At 54.9% G+C, this 24,534-nt stretch carries 24 protein-coding genes, 1 tRNA gene and 2 pseudogenes; 7 read left to right on the forward strand and 20 right to left on the reverse strand.

Annotation, left to right across the window (positions count from 1 at the left end; all coding sequences use genetic code 11):
* Nucleotides 1–328: 328 nt before the first annotated feature.
* Nucleotides 329–402 (forward strand) — tRNA-Arg (locus tag CA13_RS12360).
* A 280-nt stretch (nt 403–682) separates the two neighbouring features.
* Here the strand turns inward: CA13_RS12360 and CA13_RS12365 are convergent.
* From CA13_RS12365 to CA13_RS35045, 4 genes and pseudogenes are all read right to left on the reverse strand, one after another.
* The gene (locus tag CA13_RS12365; RefSeq protein ID WP_146397058.1) at nt 683–907 is read right to left on the reverse strand and encodes a DUF4314 domain-containing protein; all 225 of its coding nucleotides are present in this window, start codon (nt 905–907) and stop codon (nt 683–685) included.
* A 212-nt stretch (nt 908–1,119) separates the two neighbouring features.
* A complete protein-coding gene (locus CA13_RS35035) occupies nt 1,120–1,371 on the reverse strand; it encodes a hypothetical protein (RefSeq protein WP_419195182.1) in 252 nt (83 codons plus the stop codon).
* A 154-nt stretch (nt 1,372–1,525) separates the two neighbouring features.
* Nucleotides 1,526–1,987: pseudogene (locus tag CA13_RS35040) on the reverse strand (bestrophin family protein); the annotation flags it as partial.
* Nucleotides 1,936–2,208: pseudogene (locus CA13_RS35045) on the reverse strand (bestrophin family protein); the annotation flags it as partial. The pseudogenes CA13_RS35045 and CA13_RS35040, both read right to left, overlap by 52 nt.
* Nucleotides 2,209–2,411: 203 nt before the next feature.
* Here CA13_RS35045 and CA13_RS12375 point away from each other — a divergent pair.
* Complete coding sequence (locus CA13_RS12375) at nt 2,412–2,621, forward strand: hypothetical protein (RefSeq protein ID WP_146397060.1); 210 nt, start codon at nt 2,412–2,414, stop codon at nt 2,619–2,621.
* A gap of 23 nt (nt 2,622–2,644) precedes the next feature.
* Here CA13_RS12375 and CA13_RS12380 read toward each other — a convergent pair whose 3' ends face one another.
* Nucleotides 2,645–2,737: a sigma 54-interacting transcriptional regulator gene (locus CA13_RS12380; RefSeq protein ID WP_146397062.1), complete on the reverse strand. Its 93-nt coding sequence runs from the start codon at nt 2,735–2,737 to the stop codon at nt 2,645–2,647.
* Between the two features lie 90 nt (nt 2,738–2,827).
* The gene (locus CA13_RS12385) at nt 2,828–3,793 is read right to left on the reverse strand and encodes a helix-turn-helix domain-containing protein (RefSeq protein WP_146397064.1); all 966 of its coding nucleotides are present in this window, start codon (nt 3,791–3,793) and stop codon (nt 2,828–2,830) included.
* A gap of 182 nt (nt 3,794–3,975) precedes the next feature.
* Between CA13_RS12385 and CA13_RS12390 the strand changes: the two genes are divergently transcribed.
* The 5 genes from CA13_RS12390 (at nt 3,976) to CA13_RS12410 (ending at nt 10,435) form a co-directional block, all read left to right on the forward strand.
* The gene (locus CA13_RS12390; protein ID WP_146397066.1) at nt 3,976–4,170 is read left to right on the forward strand and encodes a hypothetical protein; all 195 of its coding nucleotides are present in this window, start codon (nt 3,976–3,978) and stop codon (nt 4,168–4,170) included.
* A 204-nt stretch (nt 4,171–4,374) separates the two neighbouring features.
* Nucleotides 4,375–6,117 carry a sulfatase-like hydrolase/transferase gene (locus tag CA13_RS12395; protein ID WP_419194242.1) on the forward strand — a complete coding sequence of 581 codons (1,743 nt, stop codon included), beginning with the start codon at nt 4,375–4,377 and terminating at the stop codon, nt 6,115–6,117.
* Nucleotides 6,118–6,200: 83 nt separating this feature from the next.
* Nucleotides 6,201–7,880, forward strand: coding sequence for an arylsulfatase (locus CA13_RS12400; protein WP_146397070.1), 1,680 nt, complete (start codon nt 6,201–6,203; stop codon nt 7,878–7,880).
* A gap of 56 nt (nt 7,881–7,936) precedes the next feature.
* Nucleotides 7,937–8,839, forward strand: coding sequence for a YybH family protein (locus CA13_RS12405; protein WP_146397072.1), 903 nt, complete (start codon nt 7,937–7,939; stop codon nt 8,837–8,839).
* A 63-nt stretch (nt 8,840–8,902) separates the two neighbouring features.
* Nucleotides 8,903–10,435, forward strand: a complete 1,533-nt coding sequence (locus CA13_RS12410) for a hypothetical protein (protein WP_146397074.1) — start codon at nt 8,903–8,905, stop codon at nt 10,433–10,435.
* Between the two features lie 500 nt (nt 10,436–10,935).
* On the opposite strand, the gene CA13_RS12415 is transcribed toward CA13_RS12410, so the two are convergent.
* The 14 genes from CA13_RS12415 to CA13_RS12480 all read right to left on the reverse strand — a co-directional run bounded on the left by CA13_RS12415 (nt 10,936) and on the right by CA13_RS12480 (nt 24,434).
* On the reverse strand, nt 10,936–11,184 hold the full coding sequence (locus tag CA13_RS12415) for a hypothetical protein (protein WP_146397075.1): 249 nt from the start codon (nt 11,182–11,184) through the stop codon (nt 10,936–10,938).
* Between the two features lie 536 nt (nt 11,185–11,720).
* A complete protein-coding gene (locus CA13_RS12420) occupies nt 11,721–12,302 on the reverse strand; it encodes a DUF1254 domain-containing protein (protein ID WP_146397077.1) in 582 nt (193 codons plus the stop codon).
* 208 nt (nt 12,303–12,510) lie between these two features.
* Entirely contained in the window at nt 12,511–12,669 is a 159-nt protein-coding gene (locus CA13_RS12425; protein WP_146397079.1) for a SpoIIAA family protein, read from the reverse strand.
* 40 nt (nt 12,670–12,709) lie between these two features.
* Complete coding sequence (locus tag CA13_RS12430) at nt 12,710–14,263, reverse strand: efflux transporter outer membrane subunit (RefSeq protein ID WP_419194243.1); 1,554 nt, start codon at nt 14,261–14,263, stop codon at nt 12,710–12,712.
* A gap of 213 nt (nt 14,264–14,476) precedes the next feature.
* Nucleotides 14,477–16,654, reverse strand: coding sequence for an FUSC family protein (locus CA13_RS12435; protein ID WP_146397083.1), 2,178 nt, complete (start codon nt 16,652–16,654; stop codon nt 14,477–14,479).
* Nucleotides 16,651–17,892 (reverse strand): HlyD family secretion protein, encoded by a 1,242-nt coding sequence (locus CA13_RS12440; protein WP_419194244.1) that lies wholly within the window; start codon nt 17,890–17,892, stop codon nt 16,651–16,653. The genes CA13_RS12435 and CA13_RS12440 overlap by 4 nt, the downstream gene beginning before the upstream one ends.
* Before the next feature lie 57 nt (nt 17,893–17,949).
* Nucleotides 17,950–18,171 (reverse strand): DUF1656 domain-containing protein, encoded by a 222-nt coding sequence (locus CA13_RS12445; RefSeq protein WP_146397087.1) that lies wholly within the window; start codon nt 18,169–18,171, stop codon nt 17,950–17,952.
* Nucleotides 18,172–18,512: 341 nt separating this feature from the next.
* A complete protein-coding gene (locus CA13_RS12450; protein WP_419194245.1) occupies nt 18,513–18,845 on the reverse strand; it encodes a potassium channel family protein in 333 nt (110 codons plus the stop codon).
* Nucleotides 18,846–18,892: 47 nt separating this feature from the next.
* Nucleotides 18,893–20,110 carry a cation:proton antiporter gene (locus tag CA13_RS12455; RefSeq protein ID WP_146397091.1) on the reverse strand — a complete coding sequence of 406 codons (1,218 nt, stop codon included), beginning with the start codon at nt 20,108–20,110 and terminating at the stop codon, nt 18,893–18,895.
* Between the two features lie 320 nt (nt 20,111–20,430).
* Entirely contained in the window at nt 20,431–20,796 is a 366-nt protein-coding gene (locus CA13_RS12460) for a SpoIIAA family protein (RefSeq protein ID WP_146397093.1), read from the reverse strand.
* Nucleotides 20,797–21,212: 416 nt separating this feature from the next.
* Nucleotides 21,213–21,401 (reverse strand): hypothetical protein, encoded by a 189-nt coding sequence (locus tag CA13_RS12465; RefSeq protein WP_419194246.1) that lies wholly within the window; start codon nt 21,399–21,401, stop codon nt 21,213–21,215.
* Between the two features lie 64 nt (nt 21,402–21,465).
* Nucleotides 21,466–21,795 (reverse strand): GTP-binding protein, encoded by a 330-nt coding sequence (locus CA13_RS12470; protein WP_146397096.1) that lies wholly within the window; start codon nt 21,793–21,795, stop codon nt 21,466–21,468.
* Nucleotides 21,795–23,297, reverse strand: a complete 1,503-nt coding sequence (locus tag CA13_RS12475) for an amidohydrolase family protein (RefSeq protein WP_146397098.1) — start codon at nt 23,295–23,297, stop codon at nt 21,795–21,797. Before CA13_RS12475 ends, CA13_RS12470 begins: the two co-directional genes overlap by 1 nt.
* Nucleotides 23,298–23,351: 54 nt before the next feature.
* Nucleotides 23,352–24,434 (reverse strand): CobW family GTP-binding protein, encoded by a 1,083-nt coding sequence (locus CA13_RS12480; RefSeq protein ID WP_146397100.1) that lies wholly within the window; start codon nt 24,432–24,434, stop codon nt 23,352–23,354.
* Nucleotides 24,435–24,534 lie beyond the last annotated feature (100 nt).

The following is a 24,534-nucleotide window of genomic DNA, read 5'->3' on the forward strand; positions in this document are numbered from 1 at the left end:
ATGAGCAGCAAAATATAGAATGCTTGGGCATCTGTTTTATTCCTATAGTTTTCGCGGTTGACGCCCCGCTTGCAAATCGCCTTTCGGTTCGGCATACTCTGTGACAGCGGCGGCAGGGCTATCCCAGGCGCCGAAGAAAGTGAATATGGACTCGATCCTGATGCACGACTGCCCAATCGGGTCTGTGGTGAACTTAGGCAAGGGGAATGGTCACTATCAAATAGAATATTTTTGGTGATGTTTAGACCTCAGTGATGGACGCAATATTGTCGTCAATCGTTTGATGATCCTGGCATCCAATCAATAAGTCATTATCCTATAAAGACTTGCACCCGTAGCTCAACTGGATAGAGCATCGGTCTTCGGAACCGAGGGTTGGGGGTTCGAATCCCTCCGGGTGTACTCTTTTCAAACTGCGAACCAAGGCTGCCACGCCGGTTCGTTCAGAGTGCCCAAGCTCGCGGCGTCACTTTCGCCGCGAAAAACGCACGTCTTTTGCAGTGTTTCCGCAATCGAGAGCGTCTCGGCTATCTCGATCTCGCCGGCACGGCTGAGCCCTCGAAACCCAAAATGGGCGAATCTTCGCCGAAACTATCGCGCTCTCGCCTTTCAGCCGCGCTCTAAGTTCATTCGCCGTTTGCTTTGGCTCCTGCGAGCCGGACGGCGAAAAATCATGCTCGGGTTAACAGGTTAAAGCATCTTTCGGCGACTCGATGTGTTCGACCACGTCGGGTGGAATCGAAAGCATCAACGATCGGCCGTTGTACCATTCGACATCAATTTGGGTCCACCTGCTTTGCAGGTACAGCCCCGTGACAGTTCCGGTTGCTCCAATTGGGATTGGGTCGGGATCGTCGGTCATCGAGATCAGCCGAATTCGGTCGCCTGACTTGAGTGGTGTCGTCATGGCTGAGTTCCTCGTTGGTGGCTTGCTGGGTCTGAATAAAAACCTGGCCCGCTGTCGGCCAGTGTGGTGCGTTTGGTTTGGCTTGGTAGCAGTTTCCGCACTCACGACAAAACGCCCGCACGTTACCAACGTCGGGCGTTTTCGGCGACGTTTGGGTTAGAACTCGAGCGGTACCAAAATGTCGGCGTCCATGCCGGCGTTTCGGCTTTCGTTCAAACCACCGCGCCGAGTTCGCTCTTTCGCAGAAGGTCGTACATTTGGATGAAGATAAAGTGCTCTTCCAAAAGGGGGCCTTCCGGTCGGACGTCCGCATCGGCTTCTTCGAGGTCTTCGGCGAGCGGTTTGAGGTTGTCGGCGATTCGGTAGAAGTCTTCGCGAATGCGTCGGTAGGTGTCCGGATCGAGCTTTTGCATCGAGGTACGAAGAGCTTCTTGGCGGGCGGCGATTTCTTGTTTCTTGGCCATGGTTGGTATCCGGTGCAAAGGTTTGAGTCATTTTCGGTCCGTTGCGTTCAGACACATGAAGCCATGATCCCGCGGAGCACTCAAGAGAAACTGGCAGCACTCTGCGTCGTTTCTGAATCTTTCTGGATGTCCCCCGTGTGTGCGCAAACGGCAAGAACGCGGCGAAACCGTAGATCATGCCGTGAACCATCCGGCTGTATGATGCCGGAAAGGGAGTATTCCTGATTCTTTCGCAGCCACCCATCGAGTCGGTGAGCCGAGAAAGCGTTCTTTTGAGTTCAACAAACTGATAAAGTTCGAGCCGTCCGGCATCGGCAAGATTTCGCAGATCGATTGCCTGCCGGAGCAAGATGTCGTTCGGAATATTTTGGCTGGAACGATAAGAATCGATCTCATCCTGATCCATCAACGCCTGAAACTCGGCGGTCGGATCTTGTCCACGGAGATTTCGGCTGAGTGCGAAGCTCCAGGCGGCCTGACGGAGCGCCATTCGCCGAATCGTGGCCTGGGTTTCCTCTTCGCCGTCACCAGTCTTGGAGAATTCGAGCAGTTGGCGAGCCCAAGTGCGCGAGTCGTTGACAATCGCCCCCCCCACAACGTTCTTGCTTCCCACCATCGGCCGTAGCTAGTGTTTGTTCGAAACGCCAACAGCAGTCCAATCACCGTCCCAATCACCGTCCCAATCACCGTCAGGATTGCGACCGGAAACTCAAAATCCTCCAGATGATATCGAAGGTCGAGCCATGAGATGGCAACGACATACCCGACAATCGGCAACATCGGCAGCCATAGCTCACCTAGCAGCTTCTGAAAAGGTCGTGATGAATCTGTAACCATGGGTGCGTTCGCGTCAAACGGCAGTGGTCATTAAATACCATGACAACATAATAAAGAATTGTCCTGGTCGTTGGTCATGTTCGCTCCTTTAGATTTGGTTCCGGACTATTTGTGAATGACATTGACGCTCAATCGAGGGTCAACGTGACTTTCTCGATCGTGCCGCCAAATTTGAACGGCGGCTTGTAGTCGAAGGTGACTGGTTGGCTGCTGTCCTCGCCGATGACGAAAGTGTCGACTCGCGCAACAAAGAAGCCATCACGCTCCGCGTGATGCAGTCCGACATTCGGTGTACCAGTTCGCAGGCATTGGATCGAAGGAATTGCTTTGACAACGTGTTTTCCGGTAATCGATTAATCTCAACGCAGACGTTTTTGGTCGGGCTACATCACGCGGAGCGTGATGGCTACTAAAAAACCACCGGGTTACGCCTGCCTCAATATCTCAGCCGGGTGACTGTCTTTTCACGCCCAAACAACTCGGACTCGATGAGTGTCGATGTCAAAGCGGCACAATTGACCGAAATCATCGCACAATCTCCTGTGGTCAAGACGATTTCCTACGCTTAACGAAGAACGGGTTGCGTTCAAGAAAGAGTTCAATCGATGTCTTTCGGTCGCTAACGTCGCAGTGTGACCGATGGCGATTCGTGAAAGGCTCTTTTGTAGTCCATGCCAAATTGGCTTAAGTGCCAGAACCCGTATCGAGACGCGATCGAAGTCACAGTGGTCTGTTGCGAATCAGCATTCAGCAGATCAGCGCGGGCCTTTTCAAGGCGCCTTCGCTTAACGAAAGCCTTGGGGCCCATCGCATGGCATTTTTGAAACGCTCGATTGAGCGTGGGCACACTGATGCCGACGTGCGCGGCAATATCAGCGACGCTAATGGAATCTTCGAGATGGCCAAGAATGTATTCTTCAGCCGGCACAGCATAGGTGGCGTAGCCGCCACTGTGCCGGCGATCGACGTCAGCAGAACCAGGTTGCGTCGCCAACAGTAACAAGGCCCACAAGCTGTCCTCGATCTCCTCGGTCGCAACGCGAGAGTTACGAAACACACCGCCGCGCTGCAGCTCGTCCCAGATGAAATTCAAGTACCGATAAAAGCAGGCGCCCGCCTCGGAATCGAGATTCGATCCAATCTCATTGCGCGCACCGACGCCGGAATCCGGCCCATTGAATTTTCTCGCGTACTCCTGCAAGAACGGTTCGTAGAAACAAAGAGTCACGGTCTCTAGGTCTTCGTCTGTCTTGAAATTGAAATCCTGATCCTGATCCAACACGAGCGCTGCTCCAGAAGCCAGCTGTCGCCGAGGAACGGGGCTGGCGATTTCCGCGCTACCACGGTGAGCGATATTCACGGAGACGAATTCGCGACCTGCGGGCACGTGAACGCTTGTGCTGGGCAGGTTCAACGAGAACAACGCCGTTCGGCCCAACTGAAACAGAGTGATCTGTGCCGAGAATCCGCTCCGCGGCGCATCAATCACGCGAACATCCTTGACCGCCGATTGCATGGCGTGCTCCCAAGCATCTGGCGTCGTAGCGACGACACGATTCGCGGACTGGATGAGATCGGTTGCCATGCCGGAAACCCCGTGTTGGAGGAATTGGCCTGACTCCCTACGGCCGTACAGAAAAGCATTGATCGAGTTTAGATAGTTTGATTCAGAAGTGATAGCCAGCAAAACCCGAAGCTACATAATAGTCTTTACATGACCGGCAATGTTAATTCTCGGCGAAAAGAAGGCAGGAAGTGACGAAAGCGGTGGATCGCAAGTCCGGGATTTCAAGACGGGGACGACCTGCTCGGGATCCCAAATTGATTCGTCGCAACCGCGTCGTGACGTTATTGACCGATGCTGAGTTAGAAAAACTGACGGGGGTCGCGGACCGAGAAGAGAAGTCGGTCTCAGCCCTCGTACACGAGGTCGTGTCAAAGTTTCTCAAACGACTCAAATGACGGACTGCAGGCAGTGCGAATTTAGAATCTATAAACGTGAGCCGCGGGCCGTAAGGCACCGGGCCGTAAGGCACCGGGCCGTAACCGGTCAGTCGCCAAAATGAAACGGCCCGGCCGCTTACGCGTCACGGCTCACAATAGGAATCCATGTTTAGCAGCTCCATTGAAACCATTCACACCGTGCCATTCTCCTGGAAAACTACGATGAGTCATGCAACGCTGTTCAAGTTCTCTCTACTCCTGTTTGTCATAGCGTGTACGACGCCTCTGCACGCTCAGACTGCCGGCAAGATCGTTCACGACTCCGAGTACTACATTCTGGAAGCCCAAAACGGCAAGGTGTGGGAACTCGAGAACGGTGAACTCGATATGAAGCTTGCCGAACTTCGGCAAAAGTTCGGGACCCCTCCCAACATCATCCATTACATGTGGGACGACCAGCCGCCGATGTCTTTTGGCGATCCGATCTACCAGAAGATGCGAGGATACGACACACCCAACCTCAACCAACTGGCAAAGGACGGCATGATCTTAGCGCGGATGTGCACCGAGCCAGGGTGTACTCCCAGCCGTGCGGCCATGATGACGGGTCAGCTTGCCATCCGTACCGGCCACTACGAAATCGGATTTCCTGTGGAGTACACAGGATTGGCCGCTGAAAACGTCACACTTGCGGAAGTGCTCTCGAAAGTTGGCTATGCGACAGGTTTTTATGGCAAGCTACATCTTGGTGACATCGAGGAAAGCTACCCACACAACCAAGGTTACGATGAGGCTTTTTGGGGCGTCTACAACCAAATCGTCAGTCTCTACAACAACCAGGGCGAAGCGGCAAATGCCATCATCGGGATGAAAGAGGAACTGCTTGCCAAGAACCCGTACCAACGTGATCGCAATTTCATTCAGGACGAATCGTTTGTGTTCTATCTAGAAGGGACGAAGGGCGAGGACGCCAAGGAATGGCGGGATGGTTCCCAGGAGATACAGGACTATCGTGATTTCGATGGCGAGTGTCGAGAACGTGCATTGGCCTTTATTCGTAGCAACGCGGAGGCAAAAAAACCATTCATGGTTTCCTGGTGGCCGTTCATGTTCAGCTTCATCCCAGAGCCGCAGAAGACCACTCTTCAGCGCGGCATGGTTGGCGAGGACTACAACCGTGTGGTCGAGCGTGATATCGAGCAACTTCGGCAAACGCTTGAGGAACTTGGCATTGCTGAAAACACGTTGATCATTGCCATGGCTGACAACGGACCGATGACTCACCATCCACCTCCGGGAGCTGGTCTTGGTGAGGGTCTGTTCCGTGGCGGCAAGGGCGATTTTTTGGAAGGTGGTGTCCGCGTTTGCGCGGCCGCACTTTGGCCGGGCATGATTCAGCCAGGGCAGGTTGCGGGAGACATGATTCACGAGACCGATCTCTTCACAACGTTCGCGCGTCTGGCAGGCGCTACCGAGCACGTTCCCACGGACCGAATCATCGACGGCATCGACCAGACCGCGTTATTGCTGAAAGGAGACACTCACGGCCGACGCGATTACAACTTCATCTATCAGGGACCCGATCTGGCAGCCACTGTTAAAGATCAATACAAGATACATTGGACGTCCGATGATCCTGGTCAAGCGAAATCAGGTCTCACTGCAGTCTATGATCTCTACAACGATCATCGAGAGATCAATGCGATGGTCGTTGGGGCGTTCCACATGAAGGAACCCTTCAAACGCATGCGTGCACGGCACGAGTTGTGGAAGCAGAAGTATCCGGATCGGGAGCACAGACACGGCCCAGCGTATACGGGCATCTCCAACGCGCGACCAGCGACGCTTAGCTTGTCAAAACCACCGGCTGATCTGAAGTCCTTGCCGTTTGACCCGCTAGAATTCATCGAGTATCTCGACGACCTGCCATTCGATGCGGCCAGCGAACCTGGCCCCGGGCAGTGAATTGATAGTCGCGGTTCGCTCCGCGAACCGTTTCTGATCGCGGAGCGATCACCGACTATCACACTCTTCTAATTTGAGGATCAATGAAACCATTCGTGCATTCTTCGAGACGATCAGCGAGCGTGTTCTGGCTGTTGACGATTGCCTTGCTACCGCTTTCGTCACGATCGATTGCCGACGAACGGCCCAACATCGTTCTGATTGTGCTGGACGACGCGGGCTACAGCGATCTTGGTGTTTTTGGAAGCGAGATCAGCACGCCCAATATCGACAGCCTGTCCAACGATGGCGTTCAATTCACTCAGTTTCATGTGACTCCCAACTGTTCATCGACGCGGGCATCGTTGTTGACGGGAATGGATCATCATCGCACCGGGCTTGGCACGCATGCGGTGACTGCAAAAAACCAACGTGGCAAACCTGGCTACGAGGGATACTTGAACGACCGTGTGAAAACGTTACCCGAAGTCATGCAGTCGGCCGGCTACCGCACGATGATGGCCGGCAAGTGGCATTTGGGAAGCAAGGATCCTGCGACTTGGCCCTCGGCGCGTGGATTTGATGACAGCTTCGTCTTGCTCAATGGTGGTGCAAGTCACTGGGAAGACAACACGCCGCTGTTCCCGTCCAAACCGAGTCAGTACGTCGACAACGGCAAGCCGATCGAAAAACTGCCGCCGGGATTCTATTCAAGCGACTACTACACCGACAAGATAATTCAGTCCATCGACGACAGTGAACAACCTTGTTTCGCGTACCTTTCCTTCACCGCTCCGCATAACCCGCTTCATGCGCCGGCGGAGTCGATTGAAAAATACAAGTCAACCTTTCGCGATGGCTGGGACGTTTTGCAACTTCGTCGCTTGGAAAGTTTGAAAGCATGTGGATTAGTACCCAAGAGTGTAGGGCCTCAGCCCCGACCAGAATGGATTCCTGCTTGGGACAACCTTTCTGAAGCGGAACAACGAAGTGCGGTTCGTGACATCGCAGTTTACGCAGGCATGATTGATCGAATCGACGAGAATGTTGGTCGTCTGATCGACCACCTCAAAACGCGGCAGAAATACGAAAACACTTTGATCCTAGTCATGTCAGATAACGGGCCGAGCAAGACAACAATTGCCGATTACCTGGAACTCGATGGCGCAGGCGCGGACTTCCTCAAGCAGTTCAACAACAGAATTGACAATCGTGGCCTGCCCGGTTCCAACGTCGATCTTGGACCAGGCTGGGCCTATGGATTGGCCGCGCCATTGCGATTGATGAAGGGCTATCAATCTCAAGGGGGAGTATTGAGTCCGTTGGTTATCAAAGCACCCGCGAGTTGGCAGATCCGAAACAAAATTGTCACCGCGCCAGTTCATGTCATGGACATCATGCCGACGTTACTGGAGACAGCAGGCGTCAAACCGGACACGAGCGCCCCAAAAAGTAGAACCCTTTCCACTCAAGGTTGGTCGCTGCAGGGACTGATGCAAGGCGAGGAGCCAGTCGCCTTTGAAAAACGTGGATTCGGGAGTGAATTGTTTGGAATCCGAGCCTACCGCTTGGGGAAATGGAAGATACTCATGTTGCCAGTTCCCTACGGGACCGGCAAATGGCAACTCTACGACTTGACATCCGACCCAGGCGAAACGACCGACCTCTCCTTGCGATTTCCCGATCGAGTCAAACAACTGTCTGATCGATGGAATTTATACGCATCCGAGAACGGAGTGGTGGAACCTGACGAGCCCGTGGCCTATGCCAAGCCACCGGGCTAAGAATCCAACCTAAACCAACACGACAACTTAGACTCATATCGTAGAGAGAATCGAAAATGATCAGATCTTTGACCTATCTAAAAATCGGCTTAGCCGCTGTGCTGCTGACTCCAGTCTTACTGACCGGGCAAGACGTTCCAGGCCAAGCAAGCGACGAAGCAGCGGTGCGAAAGGCCGGCACCAATTACGTCGAGGCGTTCAACAAACGCGATGCCGAGACGCTTGCCAGCTATTGGTCGCCCGAGGCCGTCTATGTGAACCGCATCAGTGGTGAACGAGTGGTTGGCCGTGAAGCGATCGCGGCGCAATTCAAAAGTCTTTTTGAAAATGCAGCAAACTTAAAGCTTACAGTGGACGTTGAGTCGATACAGTTCGTTTCGCCGAATGTGGCAGCCGAACATGGGACGGCCAAGTTCTTGAGCCCCGATGCCGAACCAGAAGAAACCGAATACTCCGCCGTCTACGTACGGCGCGATGGAAAGTGGCTGCTCGATCGTGTCACGGACAAAGCATCCCCGCCAAGGAGCGCCAGTTACGAGCAACTGAAGGGACTCGAGTGGTTCATTGGCAGTTGGGTCGATCAGGACGAGAACATTCGCATCGTCACCGATTGCAGTTGGACGAAGAATAAAAACTACCTCGTTCGAAAGTTCTCAGTTTCGGCCGGTGACAAAGTCGAGCTGTCAGGAATGCAAGTGATCGGATGGGATGCCGCCTCGAAACAGATTCGCTCTTGGACGTTCGATTCCGATGGCGGATTCGCGCAGGGCAAATGGTCGAAATCGAAGGATCGCTGGTACGTCCACAAGAAAGGAACAACCGCCGCCGGAGAAACAACGACGGCTGTCAATCATGTCACACCCGTCGATGACGCAACGTTCGCCTTTCAATCGACTCAGCGAACCTTGGCCGGCGAGCTGCTTCCCAACATCGACGAAGTTTTGGTGGTGCGGCAGTAGTTTTACGATCGCACCCAATTTGACCAGTCATCAACAATCCAATCGCTCCTTCGAGGTTTCATCATGAAACGGTTTTCATTTGTGTTTTTGTGTTTCGCAGCAATCTGTCTCTTTGTTTACGCTGACGTATCGGCGCGAGGACCGGGTGGCGGAGGACGCGGCGGTGGAGGTGCAAGTCGTGGTGGTGGCGGCATGAGTCATGGCGGAGGCGGTATGTCGCGATCATCGGGTCGCTCGCCATCGATGAGTCGGTCGTCGCCAAGTATGTCGCGACCGAGCGGCGGCGGGATGAGCCGCCCGTCCGGCGGCAGTAGCCGTCCGTCCGGAGGCAGTTTTAGTCGGCCAACCGCAACGCCCCCAAGTTCCAATCGTCCAAGCACAGGCACGCGTCCAAGCACAGGCACGCGCCCAAGTACAGGCACGCGCCCAAGCACAGGCACGCGCCCCGGTGGCGGAACCACTCCAGGTGCAGGCAGTCGGCCTGAATCGGGCTCACGTCCCGGTGGCGGGTCGACACGTCCCGGCGGCGGGGCGCCCTCGCAGGGGCAGCTAAATGATTTTCTCGATCTGCCGAAAGCGGGCGGGGGAACACCCGGATCGGGTAGCCGTCCCAGCAACGGCGCTTCGGACTTCCTGCAAAACAATCCTCCCCAGGCGAGTCAGAGACCAGCCGAGCGTCCCGGCGCGGGCAACCGACCGAGTGAGCGGCCGGGGTCGGGAAACGGACCTGTTTCGGAGAACCGTCCCGACCGGCTCGACAATCGGCAAGGCAATCAAGAGAACCGCCAAGACAATCGGACCGATCAACGTGACAACCGCCAAGATTCAGTTTCCGACCGCCGCGACAACCAAATGGATAACCGCCAAGATCATCGCGACAACCTTGCCAACAATCGCGTTGATCGCCACGACAATGTTGCCCAACGCCAAACGAATCGCGTCGACCGGCGTACGGAAGTTCGCCAACAGGTGAGACGGAATCCGCCTCGTAATAAATTCTGGAGCGGCAATCGCTACGCTCGGCGATGGACGCGGCCATACCGTTGGGCCAACTGGGGCGCGGTCACCAGCTGGTTCCCGTGGGGTTGGTCACAGCCGACCGAATACAACTATGGCGACAACGTCTATGTCGAAGGCGACACTGTCTACTACGGTGACGAGGCCGTCGGGACCCAGCAGGAATACGGCCAGGAAGCGTTTGCGATTGCCAGCGGCGCAGACGAAGTAGCGCCGGATGAATCAGCCGATGATACCGAGTGGATGTCGCTCGGCGTCTTTGCGTTGACGCAAGACGATCAAGCTTCCGGCCCCGAACCCAATTTGTTCATTCAACTTGCGGTCAGCAAAGAGGGCATGATCGCCGGAACGTACTTCAACAACAGCACGGATGCATCGAAGGAAATCGAGGGCGTTGTTGACAAGAAAACTCAGCGCACGGCCTGGACCGTCGGAGGCAAAGATTGGCCGGTGATGGAAACCGGTATATCCAATCTGACTAAAGACGAGACACCCGCTCTGATTCACTTCGACGGCGGCCAAACCCAACAGTGGCTGATGATTCGAGTAGAAGATCCGGAGGGTGACAGTGTAAACTGAGGCGGCTGATTTCACTGTCCCAAACGACAACCTAAGAAGGGGATCTTAGTGGGTGGTTCTCAACATCACCCTCCCTCCGGGCACGGTCATCGTTGTTTACGGCTACCGTCGATCGAATCGCCTACATTACCTCATCAGACCAACTGGAGCCGTCCGGAAAATTGCGTCTACGTCAGGTAGCCAGAGCGCGGAACCCTATGCGGTCGTCCTTAGTATCAATGATGAGTCTCTTGAGCCACCGAACGAAGTTGAAGGCGAATTGCGGCAATGATAGACGAAGATCCCCAGTCCGTCCATCGAACAGGAAGTCTGAATAGGCAATGTCCTGATCACGCCGATCGAGTCTCTGGTGCAACGGCAACCACCCAAGAAAACTGAATATTTGACTACCAGACTTTTGTCACAATCTCGCCGACTCGGTACCCATGCGTGCTCGACGGACACAGTGTGCGGTGAAGCACACTTGAGTTTTTCAAGAACAACCACGATCGCTGCCATGTTTAGGACAGCAACAAGTCAAGCTTTTCCTCATCCAACCAACGATCGCCATCGTCTTCGCCATCCAATGCACAGCGTTGGTTCACTGCTTGCAGATTGATTAACGTCGGCGGTTGGGTAACACTACGTGCTTGATAGTTGAGGTGGTTGGTCGTGATCAGAGCATCGCGCGGTGCCAAGACTCCATCGTGGTTGATGTCCAAGGGGGATGATACAACGCCGGATGGGTCGCGGTTCAGCCTTTGTTGCATGTTGTTGGCGTCCGATTGCCGATCTGTTGAGGACACTGACTCATTGGCTTCGTTCTGGACTCCCAGTTGCTGCCCTACCGCGTTCACGTCGTCTTGGTGATTCGACTCGCCAGACCTCGGGCGACGCTCAGCAGGTCTGCTTGCGAAGCTTCGTCTAGCCTTTGTAGGATCTCTAGCAATTCGCGTTGTAGGTCGCTTATCGATTCTTCAACTAGATCACTCAGGATTGGCCCTGATTGCCCCTCCTGTTGCCCCTCGAAACACCCATTTTGTTGATCAGCTAACGCCCGCGTTTGTGCGCTCGCTTCCCTCCGGGTGTACTCTTCACGATCTGCGGAATTGGCCGTACCGGCCAGTTCGCAGAATGAGAGTCTCCATCGGCCATTCTTGGCCGGTTAATAAACGCCGTGTTTGGGGCGTTTTTCAAGTTTCGGTGATTTGCCGGAAACCTCTCTTTCGAACTAGGCCGTCCCCAATCCGCATGAGCCAGCGTCCGTCTCAACGGTTTATTCTCTGCGAACTATCGCGCTCTCTGTTCACAAGGTGGCTGCTTGCGTCCGGTAGATGGCAAATGCGAATTGCGTCTCACAGCGAATGATCTTGTCCACCCCGACCGGCGTCTCGCCTTTCCAGTCAGGACCGGCGATCAGGTATCGCCCGGCACCATTGCCGGTCGTTCGGGAACCGATGTACTCAAAATTGAAAGAAAACAGATCGATCAACTGGATCGAGTAGTAACGTTCGGCTTCGATTTCCGGCACATCAAGAACAACCGGTTGGGCCCTCAAATCCATCCAAAGAGAGGAACGCAAGACATCCCAGTTGGGTGTTACCGCTGAATTCTCAACGGGTGCGATGACCCCGTCTTCGTTTTCCAGGACATAGTCTTCATGTCTCAGGACGTTAAACGGAGCCTTGTGCTGATCTCCCGTTTGGTCGATCGCATCGGCATACATCGTCTGGTAGTTTTTGACGATTGGAAGTCCGTAACCGTATGCTTCTCTTGCGATCGCCAACACCTCCGGAGGCGTCAGTTCCTGGGCCGCAACTTGGCCGGGAAAGAACACCAGCAGGGCAATCACGGCGACGGAGGCGATCAAACGCTGGGAGCGGTTCATCGAAAGCTTCCGTTGGTAGACTTGCGGTAATCGAAGGCCGTCCAATCGGACTTCCTGTAAAGCTGTTGTTTACACCACATTTTATGGAGTTTTCCCTGACGCGGCCTCACTCTTAACGAGGAATAAAAGAGTGATTTTGCGCTTCGACAACTCGCTCAACTCTGATTTTCAGCATCTCTTTAGCATTGCGTCACCTCTGGGGGGCCGTTCACGGTGGCGAGTTCGACGACAACGATTCGGTCAGCCAAGCCTTCGCCTCATCCAATTGGGAATGGTCGAAGTACTCGATCTTTCCCCAGGAAAACGGCCGGCAAAAACATGCGATCTCTTCCAGCCATGTGGACTCGCAGTGTGGTTGCTTCATCATGACCACGCGTCCTCGATCATAGCCTGGTTCGGAGTAATTCTCAGTTAATGATGACAGGTATCAATTCGGGAAAAGTCTCCTCGGTCGGAAGGTCTGGCAGTGGAATCTCTTCGGCCTGCGAATCGAAATCGAATTCGGTGATTTCGTGTGGCTGAAAGTTTGGGCAGCGGATCTGCCAGCCGCCGCCGAGAGCCTTATAGACGCTAATTAAGCTCGTTACGACGTTGCCCTGGGCCGCAGCCAGTCGATCCTGTTTCTGAGCGAGATCACCCTGCAGCACGAAGACTCCGGCAAAATCTGACTCACCCTCTTTGAAGTTGACTAAAGACAGTTCCAGAGCCCGCTGAGTTGCCTCCACACTGCTGGCGAGCGACGTGACTTGCTCCTGGGTCCGTAAGAACGACACCAGTGCATCTTCCACTTCCTGGTTGGCCTTGAGCACGGTGTTTTGGTAATTCACCGCCAGCTCTTGAAAACGGGCGTTCTGGAAGCGTACGTTGTTGGCAATTCTGCCATAGTTGAGCACGTTCCAGCTGAAGGAGGGACCAATCGATCCGCCGTTACTAAGCGAACTGAACAGGTTGCTAAAATCTTCGGCTTGAGTCGAAATCTTTCCGTTGATGGCGATACTGGGATAGAAATCGGCAATGGCGATGCCAATTTCAGCACTCTGCGCCGCGACTTGTCGCTCGGCAGCCCGCACGTCGGGTCGGCGGCGGAGCAAGTCGGCCGGAATGCCCACAACAACTTCGGCCGGCGCGTCGGGAATACCGCCGGCTGCTTCCAACGTAATCTGCAGATCCATGGGTGGCATCCCAAGCAAGGTGCAGAGTCGATTGTTTGCCTGACGGAAGCCAATTTCCAGTTCGGGAATCGCTGCCCTGGTCGCGTCCAAGTTGGACTCCGCCAGATGGACGCTGATGAAGCCCGTCTTACCTTCGTCAGCGCGGGTTGTCGTCAACTCCTGCGACTGTTCTTGAATCTGGACATTTCGGCGAGCATAGGCGAGTCGCTGCTCGAACGTCCGCAGGTCAACGTAGGCGGTTACAACCTCGGCGATCAGGCAGACGAGAATCGCATCGTACTCTTCGACCGAGGCGTCGAGATTGGCATCGGCTGCTTCCACAGCCCGACGGAACCGACCCCAAATATCCGGTTCCCAGCTCAGGTTGCCACCGAGCGACCAGGCGTCGAAGTTGCGACTAAATAACCCCGGAACTGGTTCAAGAAACGGTTGCTTGACTTCGCTGATTTGCGCTCTTGTGTAACTACCCTCCAAAGCTTGCGATTGAGGGAAGAGCCCACCCACGGCAATGGCCCGCTGTGCCCGAGCTTGCAGCACACGCTGTCCCGCTTCACGCAAGGACAAGTTCTGCTGGTAGGCACTTTCGACTAGGCCGTCCAGTACCGGATCCTGAAAGACCGACCACCAGTCGGGATACTTTGGCGGCTCGCTGAGGACCCGCGGGTCGTCGCTGTCGATCCAGTTCTCGGCCACCGGTGCGATCGGCTTGCGATAGTTCGGCCCGACCTTGTAGCCATTGCGAGCCCATTGTCGGAACGAGCAACCGGTGGACAGCACACAGGCGACCATCAACGCGCAGATCCAGGTCCGTGCAGTCGGTCGGTGCGAGAGTCTACTTGTAGGTTGCTGGCGTTGCATCGCTGTCCTTCCAATACTTACTGTTCCAACATTCGCAATTCTCCGTATAACGTTTGCAATCGGCTAATTGTTACAGAGCGATTGATCGAACTTGAATGGGCTGGGACAAGCGGTTCAATCGTTACGATCGGAGGCCTTTTCACACTAGAAGTGGTTCCGATTCCACTCTTTCCAGTCGATATGGTTCGCGTTGTCGCAACAATCACTGATCGCGTTAGCCAACCAGCGCAGGTGGGCCGTGGCAATCATCGTCCGTAAGACAGATGCTTGAACCTCGTCGTTTTCAGCAGCCGATCGGCGAAGTTCGGCACACTGCGATTCGATGTCGCGAATCCGTGCTGTGGTGTCCGGCAGATCCGGTGCCGGTTCGAGGTTGGCAAGCGCGTCAGCGATTGATTGGAAGGATGCAGCGCAGGTATCGTAAAGTCGTTGGTAGGGATCGCGTAGCGGATCAGGGATCGAGTCAACGGACTTGCGACGAGAATCCTCCGCAGATTCGAGCCAGAGTGCCGCCCGCTGGATCGATTCCACCATCGCCTGCGTACGGCGGCCGTATGCGTCTGGAAACCGTCGGTAGTTGACCAGTCTCGACCACATATGCATTTGCTTGATGAGACCCAGTCGTTGCTTCCGACCGGATTGAATGGTCGTTGTTGTTGCTGGCGAATCTGGCGGAGTGTTCGTCAGACTCTGCATCGACTGGCCGCATCCGGCAAAGAAGGAACGGACCTGCGTTAAGAACTTCTGTTCAGGAACAACCGTCGAAAAAAGACCAAAGATCAACACCGGAACTCCGAATCCGCCACACAAGCCGAGCCACATTTCGAAGAACGAAGAGAAGGAGTACGACTGCCGCTGCTCATCCAAGGACAACAGCGCGATCAGGAACAGTGACGAGAACATGGCCAGCAGGCTGGCTTGCGGTTTTGGGTTCGACTGCCAATACAGCAACGGTACGAACACTACCACAAGCCAAGGAATGAGTTCCACGTATTGGTCGATGCGTGGCATGATTCCGAAGTACAGAACGGCCGCGATCAAAGGGCCGACGAGGAGACTGAGCAACATCTGGCGACTGATCATCATCAGCGGCATCAAGCAATTGAAACAGATTGCCAGCACCAGGAAGATCATCGCCAGCGACAAACCCATCGGCCATTGCGTCTGTATGAAAAGCAATATGGTCAGCAGCATCACCACACTGCCCAACGCGGCCTTTTGGACTTGTACACTTCTTAGGCTGAACGGTTCGCGTGTTGGCGAGGGAGGCGGCGGAGACGTTTGGCCGGGATCCTCAACACAGGCCAGCGCCGCACGGACTTTTGCAGCACTGGACGCGACGATGTTCAGTTGATCTGCGATCATCGCGTCCTGCAATGATTCGCTCGTGTCCAGTCTGCCGAGATCCGACTCACCCGTCGTGGATTCGCGATTTAGCGCCTCGGCGTCGCGTTCGCGTACGAGATCGCTCGCGAGCCCTCTCAATTCGCCATCGATCATTTGCATCGTAGAATGCAAATGATCACCCATGATCGGCGATGTGAGGTTACGGCTACTCGTGATGCTGCTGCGTACGCTGAGGAGCGCCAGCAATAAATCCTGAAGCTGACCGATCAACTGCTGGTAACCGACATGAAATTGCTTGAAACGCTTGGTATCTACCGTGGCTGCGTCAAGCGTGCTTCGCAGCGCTGCAATCGTCTTGATTTGAGCTGTTTCGGCCCGTCTCAACGCTTCCACATCTGGCTCGTTACCAGCGACGGCAGAGCTGACCAGCGAGTGAATATGCCGGCAGCCATCGACGAAAGCGCTGAGTTGACGTTCGAAAGCCTTGCCAGCGCGCACGGGCAAGATGATCCCGTGGACGCAGTACACCACGATGACGCCAACACAAATGGTCGTGGCCCTCATGACTGCAATGTCGAAAGCGGCCGATGGATGCGCGGCGGGCAACCAGCCGGCAAGGGCGAGAGTGACAAGAAAGATCATCCAGGCGTACGGTTCCCGGCTCTTCTGAAGGCGGTAAAGTCCAATCCCCGTTAGCACAACCATGCCCAGAATGAACAACCGGCGATCGTGCGCGAACATCGCAATCATGGCGACTCCGGTCATCGAACCGCTGAGTGTTCCGAGAATATAGAGTATTGTTTTTTTGAATGTCGCTCCAAAAAATGCTGTCTGCATGGTGACCATCAGGATGGCCATGAAGGACGGTTTCCAGTCGAGACTGAGGGTGATTCCGAGAGCCAGGACGATTGCCAGACAAGTCTTCAGCGCAAGTAACAGCCGTGCGGAGTCCAATCCTAAGAACAGACTCTTCATTTCGAGTTCCGCCGGTTGGGTTCGATCGCCACCGACGCGGTTGTTCCGGCAACCAGTTGGATACTCTCGGGCACGTCTTCCAGGCGAATGCGGACTGGCACCCGTTGCGGCAGGCGAACCCAATCAAACGTCGGCTGGACTTGGGGCACCAGATTTGCGCTACCTTCGGTATTGGCGATGCCCGGAGGATTGACCGCGTAACCGATGCTGTCCACTACGCCGCGCAGTTTGATGTCTGGATGGCTCATCAGGGTGACAATGGCACGGTCACCCGGATGAATATGTCTCAGCTTGGATTCTTGGAAATAGCCATCCACCCGGAAGGAGCCGCTATCGACGAATGCGGCGATCGGTGTCCCGGTCGAACCGAACTGTCCCTGATCGACGTCAAAGTTGGTGATGTAGCCGTCACATGGCGCGAAAACCGAGGTCCAACTCAAGTTGAGCTGCGCCTTTTCGAGTTGGACTTTGGCTGTCCGGACGCGTACATTGGCATCCCCGGGCTGACCGAGATTTGCCTGAGCCTTGTCCCGGTCCGCGTTGACGGTAATCACCGCGGCCTGAGCCTCGGCCAAGCCGTTTTGCGAGATGACCAACCGGGCTCGAGCTTCTCCCTCGGCGGCTTGGGCCTGATTAACGGCTGCTTGTGCCTGGACGAGGCCGGCATTCGCACTGCGGAGTTGAGCCTTCACGGCATCGACGGCTGACGCTTTGGCTTCAGCCGTTTCCACGGAGCCAGCTTTGCTCTTCGCCAGACGCTTCGCTCTTTCGGCCTCGCGCTGGGCTTCTGCCAAATTTGCTTCGATTTCTGCGATCATTGCGCGAGCTGACTCGATGCCGGACTCAGCCTCGGTGACAACTGCTTCCGCAGATTGGATGCCAGCATCCGCCTGCGCGATCTGACCTTCTGCCGAAGTGACAGCGGCGTTACGCTGCTTGATGGTTGCTTCCGCCGCTCTCAAGCCCGCCTCCAACGCTTCGACGTCTTCACGTGCCTGATCCAGTTGGACCTGGGCTTGATCGACTGCCAACTGATAGTCGCTGGGATCGATTTTGAAGAGCAAGTCGCCTTTGGAGACGAATTGATTGTCCTTCACCACCACCTCGACGATATAGCCTGACACCCGGGGCGCGACCTCGACGATGTGCGCCCGCACCTGTCCATCACGGGTCCACGGTTGATTCGTCCAACGTTGATAGACGAAATACGCCGCCGTAAGCGCAGCGAGAAACAACACGAATGTTGGCAGTTTCGAAGCGACGTTCTTGAGGGTGCTTTGTATTGTCATGATTGTTTAGGGTCTGATAATGAACAGACCAATGAGTGTTGTCGTTAGCAACCACAGCGCAGTGAAGGCCAAGGGAGGATGCCAGAAGAAGCGGTCGAGTCGTAACAAATCAAATACCCTCGCGAGGACCAATGCGCAGAACAGACCGGCCAAGATCGATACAAAGAGTGGCGGAAAGTACAGCCCCAGTATCTCAACTTCGCATGGAATATCGTTGAACATGGCCATTTTCCATTACGAATGACGGCAGCACGGAATCAATCACGAACAAAAATAAGGCGGTCGAACTAACCCTACCGGCACGGCCGACATCGCATACACAGAATACGGACCGACCGTACCGTTGAGAATCGGCACGATGATCAGAACGCCGCTCCCGAAGGTGAAGCCAACGGTGTCGCTGTTGCACTAATGAGTATGCACATGGAAACCACGAAAGTACATCGCTCACAAAGAGGGATAAATGAGTGAGGCGTTGGGATGGAAAATGGCTGCGAAGCGTTTGTTCACATGCCCTTTACCATTTCCAAGTGGGTTTGCCGCAGCTTGGGTCTGGGGTGAGCGGATGATCACTCTCCGCTGAATTGTTTGACGGTATCGGCTAACGCCCGCGTTGCAACCGCAACCGTCAATCCCGTAAACAGCATCCCGTTTATCCCGATCCCGACGCTGACCACACGTCCCCAAGTGGTCACTGGCTCGATATCGCCATAACCAATGGTCAGCCCCGTGATGAAGGCGAAGTAGATCGATTCGCCTACTTGCAGACCTTCGAGATACGAGATCAAGACGCCGCCCAATACCATCTGCACAAGCAGTACGATGAACAAATGACGGACGATGAATACGTACTTTGAGAAGAATCGAACGACGGTAAAAAATTCGTTTTGCTCGTTGTTCATATCACAGGTATCCATGTTTGATTGTCGTGACGATCGCCGCAACGGTGTCAAATCATACCGCCACGTGCGTCGACGCGAGCCCCGTACTTCGCTGCGAGTGGATTGGCCGAAAGTCCGTGCAACACGATACTCAAAACGATCGTCCAGACCACCACTGCCACAATCGTATCGTTGCCCGTTAACTTCTCGCCGACGACCATCACCACGAAGACAATACTGGCCAGTCCTCGGGGACCAAACCAGCCCATGAATAGCAACGTGTCACGTTGGAATCCTGTTCCGATCAGGCACAAGAAGACCGGCAACATCCGCACGACGGTCAAACTGAGAAGTGCGTACACCAACACTTGCCAGCTGAATCCAGGCAGCAGCAGACCGAGGATCACCGTCCCGAATGTAAACCAGGTCACCATGGCGACAGCGTCGGCCGTGCCTTCCGCAGCATCCAAAAATTGCTCTTTGTGCTGCTTGGTTAAGGCTCCAAAGGTCAGACCTCCAACGAACGACGCGATGAATCCGGAGCCTCCCAGCCACTGCGCCAGACCAAAACATAAGAGAGCGAGCGCAATGATCGGCATCTGCAACCAAGTGTCCGATACCCAACCGCGGCTCGCGCAGTTTCGCAGAGCAAATCCGCCGACCACCGCAAGTGCAAGACCGACCGCCACTCCGATCCCAATGACTTCCAGTGGCAATTGCATAACGAGCCCGGCGGATTCGGAAGCTTCGACCGAGCCAGCTGCCAGTGCGAGAAAGAACAAGATCACCGGCACGCAGATGCCGTCATTCAAACCGCTCTCGACATTCAGGCTCTCCCGCACCTTCGCGGGCACGACCGGATTCGTGACAACCGCTTTCCCGAGCGCCGCATCCGTGGGCGCCAGCATCGTTGCGATCAGCGCGATTTCAAAAAAGCTGAGATCACCAAAGATCCACCAAGCCAATCCGAGTCCCATGGCAATGGTCAGTGGCAAGCCGATCAGTAAGAGACGCACGGGAATCGCCTCGACGCGCCGCAGAACGCTCAGGTTGGCATTGGAAGAGTCGGTGAAAAGACAAATCGCGAGTGCAATTTCGGCCAACCGGCTGATGGCTTCACCATCGACCGATAAGTCAATCAGACCGAGCAGATGGGGGCCGAAAAGCATGCCCACTGCGACGTAAACAAACGCACCATTGACCGGTGTTTTCTCAAGCCGCGACGCAATCAGACTGTATGCGAACGCGAATGCGGCGAAAACGGTTAGGATCTGATACCCGGACATGGTTTACTCTTTCGTTGAATCGGCTGGTTCACGAAGCCCGAGCTTGCGCGTCAGCCGCAGGATCCGCAATTGTGTTTCGTCTCCCATCACAGCGCAGGCATCAAAGGCTTGCTGCAGAATCGCTTGACATCCCGGTGTGGATGACCACGGAAAGGATCTTGCATCGCAGTTAGCAAAGGCCATTGCATTGCCCGTGCGGTGATTAGATCAGTATGCAGGTGGAAACCACGACAGCACATCGCTCATAAAGAGGGATAAACGAGTGATTTCAGGCGAAATGCATGGTGGTATTGAGTAAACGGTCGTTTGGCCGAATGACTTCACAACGATGTGGTCAGCCAATCCTTCGCCTCATCCAAATGGGAATGGTCGAAGTACTCGATCGTTCCCCAGGTAAACGGCCGGCAAAAACATGCGATTTCTTCCAGCCATGTGACCTCGTCGACGATGGCCAGACGCTCGATCGCTTTCCAGTGCCGAAGATCGAACTTCATGTTCTTCCAATTCGAACCGAGCGTCCAGCCGATGCAGCTGCGCATCTCGAACAACACACGAACTTTGCCGTGCACATGAGCGTGCTGTTCGACAGCATCCGCAAAGGTTACATACGATCCGTTTGTCAACTGACCCGTCGCTTCCACGTGCAGCAACATGTCAGAGGAAGTAATTTCTAAGTCTGCAGCCATGTGTCGCTCCCGTTAATCACAATCGATGCATTTGTTCTCGTGATAGGACCAGCATGCGAAAATTCCACGAGCATCTACCATTTGTAATCATTCGCCCCACGGAATGGATTGCCCGTCCTGTCTTCACATCAGTATGCAGGTGGAAACCGCGAAAGCACATCACTCATAGAGAGGGATAAAAGAGTGAGGCGTTGTGCAGAGAATCCCTTTCATTGCCGCCCAATAATTCTTTTGAGAGAACGTGAGGCACGTTTTGCCTGAGGAGAAAACGCCAATGAGCAAAATCAATTCGATTGCTGCTGTGGACGCGGACCGATAGGAAAAGCCGGATAGGTTGTGATCCGATCATCACACGACCTACCAGGAAATACTCTTTGGTTTCTAGGCCCAATGGGCGTGAATTGTCTCGATGAAGGTTAGGTATCCCGACGCAAGAAAAGGATCGAACCAATGATGTTGGGTGCCCAGATCACTAGGTCCTGCTGGAACCCATTCAGCGACGGAATCATCGCGTCGAACGTATTGAAGTTGAACAGAATCGTGCCGACGAACTGCAGTACGCTACTGAGCCATCCGATGTCGTGGGGCCGCCAACCGAGGTGCAAAGGGGTCAGGTCCTGACCCGGTCCTACCCCCTTTCTTCTACCGCTTTTTGTTAACTTTTTGCGTCTACGAGTCTAATTTCGCATCTTCGGCTTCCAAGCGAGTTTCAATTGCTTCCAGCGTGGCAAGATCGGCTTCCTCGACGCAGCCTGCGGCAAATTCAATTGCGCCCACCGCGTAATTTTCCGGATGGTCCGCTCGCTTTTCGAGTTTGCCAATCTCCCGGTTGGCCTTCCATTGCTGCCCCGCATTCGTTGCAGAATGTCGCTGATTCTCACTTAGAACGCAATTGAGAAGCGTAGTTTTACCAGCACCGAGAACCCCGCCGATTACGATGACGGGAACCGATGCCTGATCGGGGCGTTTCGCCAAAGCAATGTCGGAATTTTTTTGCATCACACTTCCGTAACAGGTCGACGGATGGGTTTGCCGGGATAAACGCCCTCGACAATTTTGGAGTCCTTCACAACCGGGACGCCGTTGACGATGACGTGGGGTATTCCCGACGATGCCAATGATCCGTTCTCACGGGTGGAGTTGTCAGTGATGGTGTCCGAATCGAAGATGGTGATGTCGGCATCGGCGCCCACCTGCATGCGTCCCTTGGCCGCCATCTGCGGCACGCCACACTCTTCCATGAACTTGCACAACAGGTAGCTGCTCTTAGCCACAGCGGTCATCAGCGGCATGACCTTCTGCTCGCGGACATACCGGAACACCTTGGCATAGGTTCCGGCGTTGCGTGGATGCCCATGGGCTTCGTCGTCGGGACAGCCATAGGGCACGGTCATTCCGCCCTCGGCATCCTTGCTGCCTTCACCGTCGATATAGGGCACGGCATCGCTGCCCAGGCAGACACTCGGCCAAGCCATGGCCTTGACCATATCCTTTTCCGTGCAATGCTCGAACAGGATCGTGGCGCCGGGCTCCTTTTTGACCTCTTCTTCATAAGTCTCTTTGGTCAATGGCTGCATCGTCTTGACCAGCGTGATGTCTCCATAGGTGTGACCCATGTTGTTTTGATAGTTTTCCGGATGCAGATAGTCGGCCATCATCACCGAAGAACCAAACGTGTAGGGATACATCTCCAAAAGTACTTTCACTCCTGACTCCCGTGCTTGATCAACCATCCGGGCGACATCTTCGACCGCACTGAGAACCTGGGCTTGATAGTGGTGAACGAGAATTCCCGCGCCATGCATATTGGCACTGGCGATCGCCTCCAGCGTGCCGAGAATACCCTCGGTAGGTAGCGACAGACTTGAGAAACGCCCATGCACCGTGGCGAAGAGCCCGTGTTTGCCCGCCAGTCGCCAGGCTTGGTTCACTTCGTACGCGGTGAGTCCCGAGGTCGCGTAGCCAATCGGCGTGCCCACTCCCAAGCCACCCTGCCGGATCCCTTGCTCGATGAGCTCAAGAATCTGCTCAAGTTCCTCGGGTGAGGCTTGATGGACCGACCACTGGCTTTTGGATTTCCACATCTCCAAAAACAGATTCCCAGTCGTCGTGGTGATATCACTGAAGACGACATCGCGAATCGGGAGATGGCCGACGCTTGCTCCGTAATTGGCCTGGGCCCGGCCCTCGAGGCGGTCATACCAGACGTCCACCGGCCAGGCGCCAGCTTCAAGATCCATCTGGGTTGTTCGTCCGTCGAGGATGCCCTTCTTCACTCCGAAGGCATCGTTGGCCGAGTGCGAATGACCATCGATAAAACCCGGCGCAACAACATGACCGGCGGCATCAATGGTTTCATTGCCATCGAGTGCTTCCTCCGTGATGATCGCGATCTGGCCGTCCTTGACGCCGACGTTGCGCACCGCGTCCAATCCACTTTCGGGATCCATCACGCGTCCGCCGTTGATGACGATGTCATAGAGTTCGTTTTGTTTTGTCATCTCAAATCTCCTGGTTTGTTCTTTTCTGTTGAAGAGGCATTTCGGAAAAGTCTGTTATGTGATTTCTGCGGGACTCGTTTCCAGCAATCGCTTCAGTCGGAGAATCGGTGACTGCGATTCGTCTCCAGTCCCGATGCAGTTCTCAAAAGCAGCTTGCAGTGCCTCGCTGTTGATTCCGCCCCGCGATGCGATCAGGACGATTTCTGATCGCGGTGGCTGGGATCCCCAAAGTGCGGTGTCGGCGAGGCTGGTTCGCTTGCCCACCATCTGGAGTGCAATCTGGTAAGTCGGTAATTCTTCGAGACAGACGATGCCCTTAGCCCGATAGATCGTGTTCGGCAAGGATTCGACAACCCTCCGCAGCCTGGGCAACGACAGCGGCTGATCGCAGCTCCAATGCCAGGTTGAGAACGGGTGATCAAAGTCGTGATTATGGGAATCTGCGTGATCGACGGGATCTGCACAGGCCACCGGGTGCTGCATTCCGGCCTCGTCCAGTCCTGCACCGAGCATCAATTTGAGCGGCACCCGCGCTTGATGGGTTTCAAAGATCCGTGATCCCGGGGCAATCTGGTGCACGAGAGCTCGGACCTTGGCCAAGGCTTCTGTTCCGACCAGGTCCACCTTGTTCAACACCACCATGTCAGCGACACGAATCTGCTGCCGTGCCAGGACGCCCAGTTCGTCGGTGAGCGACGGCAGCTGTTCGGCATCCACCACCCCGATGATGCAGTTCAGTGACAGAAAGGGTTGCAACTCAGGCATCAGAAAAGTGTTCGCCACCTCAACGGGGTCGGACACGCCGCTGGTTTCGATGATCAATTGATCCGGCGGCTCCGCTCGTTGCAACATCCCCAGGCAAGCCGCCACCAGATCGTCACGAATGCTGCAGCAGACACAACCGTTGGCGAGGTTAACCGTTTCCCCTTCGACACCGACGATCAATTTGGCGTCGATATTGATGGCACCGAAATCATTGACCAACACCCCGACACGACTCCCGTGGTCTTCGCTCAGAATATAATTGAGCAACGTCGTTTTACCGGAACCAAGAAAGCCACTGATAATGGTCACCGGAAGCGACGGCCGCTGCGTCTCCTCAGTTTCTCTGGCAGGGTCGGGCGAGTTCAAAGGCATCTTGTGAGTCCCATGGTTAGGAATGAGCGGGAAATAAGTGGGATAGGCTTCCAGCCTGTCATGCCTGAAACGACAGGCTGGAAGCCTGTCCCACTTTGCA

It is taken from the genome of Novipirellula herctigrandis (assembly GCA_007859835.1).
In the GTDB taxonomy this organism is placed as follows: Bacteria; Planctomycetota; Planctomycetia; order Pirellulales; family Pirellulaceae; genus Novipirellula_A; species Novipirellula_A herctigrandis.